This is a genomic window from Streptomyces prasinopilosus, from assembly GCF_001419695.1.
Classification (GTDB): Bacteria; Actinomycetota; Actinomycetes; order Streptomycetales; family Streptomycetaceae; genus Streptomyces; species Streptomyces prasinopilosus.
The window spans coordinates 1-2,819 of sequence record NZ_LIRG01001025.1 but is presented as its reverse complement, the minus strand read 5'-3'; the positions used below and the strand labels follow the sequence as shown (position 1 = coordinate 2,819).

Genomic DNA, 2,819 nt, shown 5'->3' with positions numbered 1-2,819 from the left:
GTCGGCGAGGACGGCGAGGCAGCTGCCGTCCCCGGCGGCCGTGACGAACAGGAACGCCTCGTCGAGCTCGACGATGGTCTGGCGGACACCGCCCGCCTCGAAGTGGCGGCCCACCCCCTTGGCGAGGCTGTGGAACCCGGAGGCGACGGCGGCCAGGTGCTCGCTGTCCTCGCGGGACAGTGCCCCGGAGGCCCCCGTGGCGAGGCCGTCGCCGGAGAGCACGACGGCCTTGCGGATGCCGGCGACGGCCTCGCCACGGGGGCCTCCGGGGCACTGTCCCGCGAGGACAGCGAGCACCTGGCCGCCGTCGCCTCCGGGTTCCACAGCCTCGCCAAGGGGGTGGGCCGCCACTTCGAGGCGGGCGGTGTCCGCCAGACCATCGTCGAGCTCGACGAGGCGTTCCTGTTCGTCACGGCCGCCGGGGACGGCAGCTGCCTCGCCGTCCTCGCCGACGCCGACTCGGACGTCGGGCAGATCGCCTACGAGATGACCCTCCTCGTGAAGCGGGTGGGACCGCATCTGGGGACCGAACCGCGTACCGATCCGCCCCCGGGCGGGTAAGTGGGACGACATGAGTGCTGACGGCGAGGGAAGAAGCCACTGGTTCGACGACGAGGCCGGACCGGTCGTCCGTCCGTATGCCATGACACGGGGCCGCACCTCGAGTGCGGCCCAGCACCGCCTCGACCTGATCGCGACGGTCGTCGCCGAGCCCGGCGCGGACGATCCGGAGGCCGACCCCACGCTCTCCCCGGAACACGTGGACATCGTCGGACTGTGCCGGGACGCTCCGCAGACGGTCGCCGGACTCGCGGCGGAACTCGACCTGCCGGTCGGAGTGGTGCGCGTCCTCGTCGGCGATCTCGTCGACCTCGAGTCCGTCCGCGTGAACCGGCCCGTCCCCCCTGCCGAACTGCCGGACGAGAGTATTCTGCGCGACGTGATCAACGGCCTCCGAGCGCTGTGAACGGCGCGGAAGCGGGGTACTGACATGACAGGCTGGCAGTTCTGGGTCGACCGGGGCGGCACCTTCACCGACATCGTCGCCCGTCGCCCCGACGGACGGCTCCTCACCCGCAAACTGCTGTCGGACCGCCCGGCCCCCGACCGGCCCGGCCGTCCTCCCGGAGGGACGGAACCCGTCGCCGACGCGGCGGTCACGGGCGTCCGCGAACTGCTGGCCGGCTCCCGCGACCCCGTCGAGTCCGTACGCATGGGAACCACGGTCGCCACCAACGCACTCCTGGAGCGCACCGGCGAACGCACCCTCCTGGTCGTCACCCGCGGCTTCCGCGACGCCCTGCGCATCGCCTACCAGAACCGGCCCGCCCTCTTCGCCCGCCGCATCGAACTGCCCGAGCTGCTGTACGAACGGGTCGTCGAGGTGGACGAACGCGTCGCCGCCGACGGCACCGTCCTGCGCGCCCCCGACCTGGACGCCCTCGACGGGCCGCTGCGCCGGGCCCACGACGACGGCATCCGGGCCGTCGCCGTGGTCTGCATGCACAGCCACGCCCACCCGGCCCACGAACAGGCGGTCGGAGAACTCGCCGCCCGCATCGGCTTCCCGCAGATCTCGCTGTCCAGCGAGGTCAGCCCGCTGATGCGGCTCGTTCCGCGCGGCGACACGGCCGTCGTCGACGCCTACCTCTCACCCGTACTGCGCCGCTACGTCCGGCAGGTGGCCGACGCACTCGACGGCGTGCGGCTGATGTTCATGCAGTCCAACGGAGGCCTCGCCGAAGCAGCCCAGTTCCGCGGCAAGGACGCCGTCCTGTCCGGGCCGGCCGGCGGCATCGTCGGGATGGCCCGCATGTCGCAGCTCGCCGGCTTCGACCGGGTCATCGGCTTCGACATGGGCGGCACCTCCACCGACGTGTCCCACTTCGCGGGCGCCTACGAACGCGTCTTCACCACCCGCATCTCCGGCGTGCGGCTGCGCGCGCCCATGCTGGACATCCACACCGTCGCCGCCGGCGGCGGCTCCGTCCTCCACTTCGACGGCTCCCGCTACCGCGTGGGCCCGGACTCGGCGGGCGCCGACCCGGGCCCCGCCTGCTACCGGGCCGGCGGACCGCTCACCGTCACCGACGCCAACGTCATGCTCGGACGCATCCAGCCGGACCACTTCCCGGCGGTGTTCGGACCGGACGGCGACCAGCCCCTCGACGCCGGACGCGTCCGCGACCGCTTCACCGGCCTCGCGCGCGAGATCCGCGAACGGACCGGCGACGACCGCACCCCGGAGCAGGTCGCCGAGGGCTACCTGCGGATCGCCGTCGCCAACATCGCCGCCGCGGTGAAGCGGATCTCCGTCCAGAAGGGCCACGACGTCACCCGCTACGCGCTCACCACCTTCGGCGGCGCGGGCGGACAGCACGCGTGCAGGGTCGCCGACTCCCTCGGCATCCGCACCGTCCTGGTGCCGCCCATGGCGGGCGTCCTCTCCGCGCTCGGCATGGGCCTCGCCGACACCACGGCCATGCGCGAACGCTCCGTCGAGGCCCCCCTGGAACCCGCAGCGATGCCCGGCGTCCACCGGATCGCCGACGACCTGGAAGCGGCGGCCCGCGCCGAACTCCTCGCCGAGGACGTCCCCGAGGACCGGATCGAGGTCACCCGCCGGGCCCAGCTCCGCTACGACGGCACCGACACCGCCCTCACCGTCGAACTGACCGCCCCCACCGCCATGCGCCGCGCCTTCGAGGAACGCCACCGCGCCACGTACTCCTTCACGCTCGACCGCCCGGTCGTCGTCGAAGCCCTCTCCGTCGAAGCCACCGGCCTCACCCGGCCCCCCGATCTCTCCGCCCTCGCCC

Annotated in this window: 4 protein-coding genes; 3 read left to right on the top strand and 1 reads right to left on the bottom strand. The window is 73.4% G+C overall.

The features are described from left to right. The coding region (locus AOK18_RS31600) for a roadblock/LC7 domain-containing protein (RefSeq protein ID WP_420865661.1) at nt 1–222 on the bottom strand (222 nt) is incomplete at its 3' end. Between AOK18_RS31600 and AOK18_RS29800 the strand changes: the two genes are divergently transcribed. From AOK18_RS29800 to AOK18_RS29790, 3 genes are all read left to right on the top strand, one after another. After that, complete coding sequence (locus AOK18_RS29800) at nt 157–561, top strand: roadblock/LC7 domain-containing protein (protein WP_055696317.1); 405 nt, start codon at nt 157–159, stop codon at nt 559–561. The genes AOK18_RS31600 and AOK18_RS29800 overlap by 66 nt on opposite strands. A gap of 10 nt (nt 562–571) precedes the next feature. Next, the gene (locus AOK18_RS29795; protein WP_055574725.1) at nt 572–967 is read left to right on the top strand and encodes a DUF742 domain-containing protein; all 396 of its coding nucleotides are present in this window, start codon (nt 572–574) and stop codon (nt 965–967) included. 24 nt (nt 968–991) lie between these two features. Beyond that, a partial coding sequence (locus AOK18_RS29790) for a hydantoinase/oxoprolinase family protein (protein ID WP_276205380.1) occupies nt 992–2,819 on the top strand: 1,828 nt, incomplete at its 3' end.

Excerpts from the sequence above, each read along its gene's own strand:
- AOK18_RS29795 (WP_055574725.1), top strand. The coding sequence starts at position 572 with ATGAGTGCTGACGGCGAGGGAAGAAGCCACTGGTTCGACGACGAGGCC.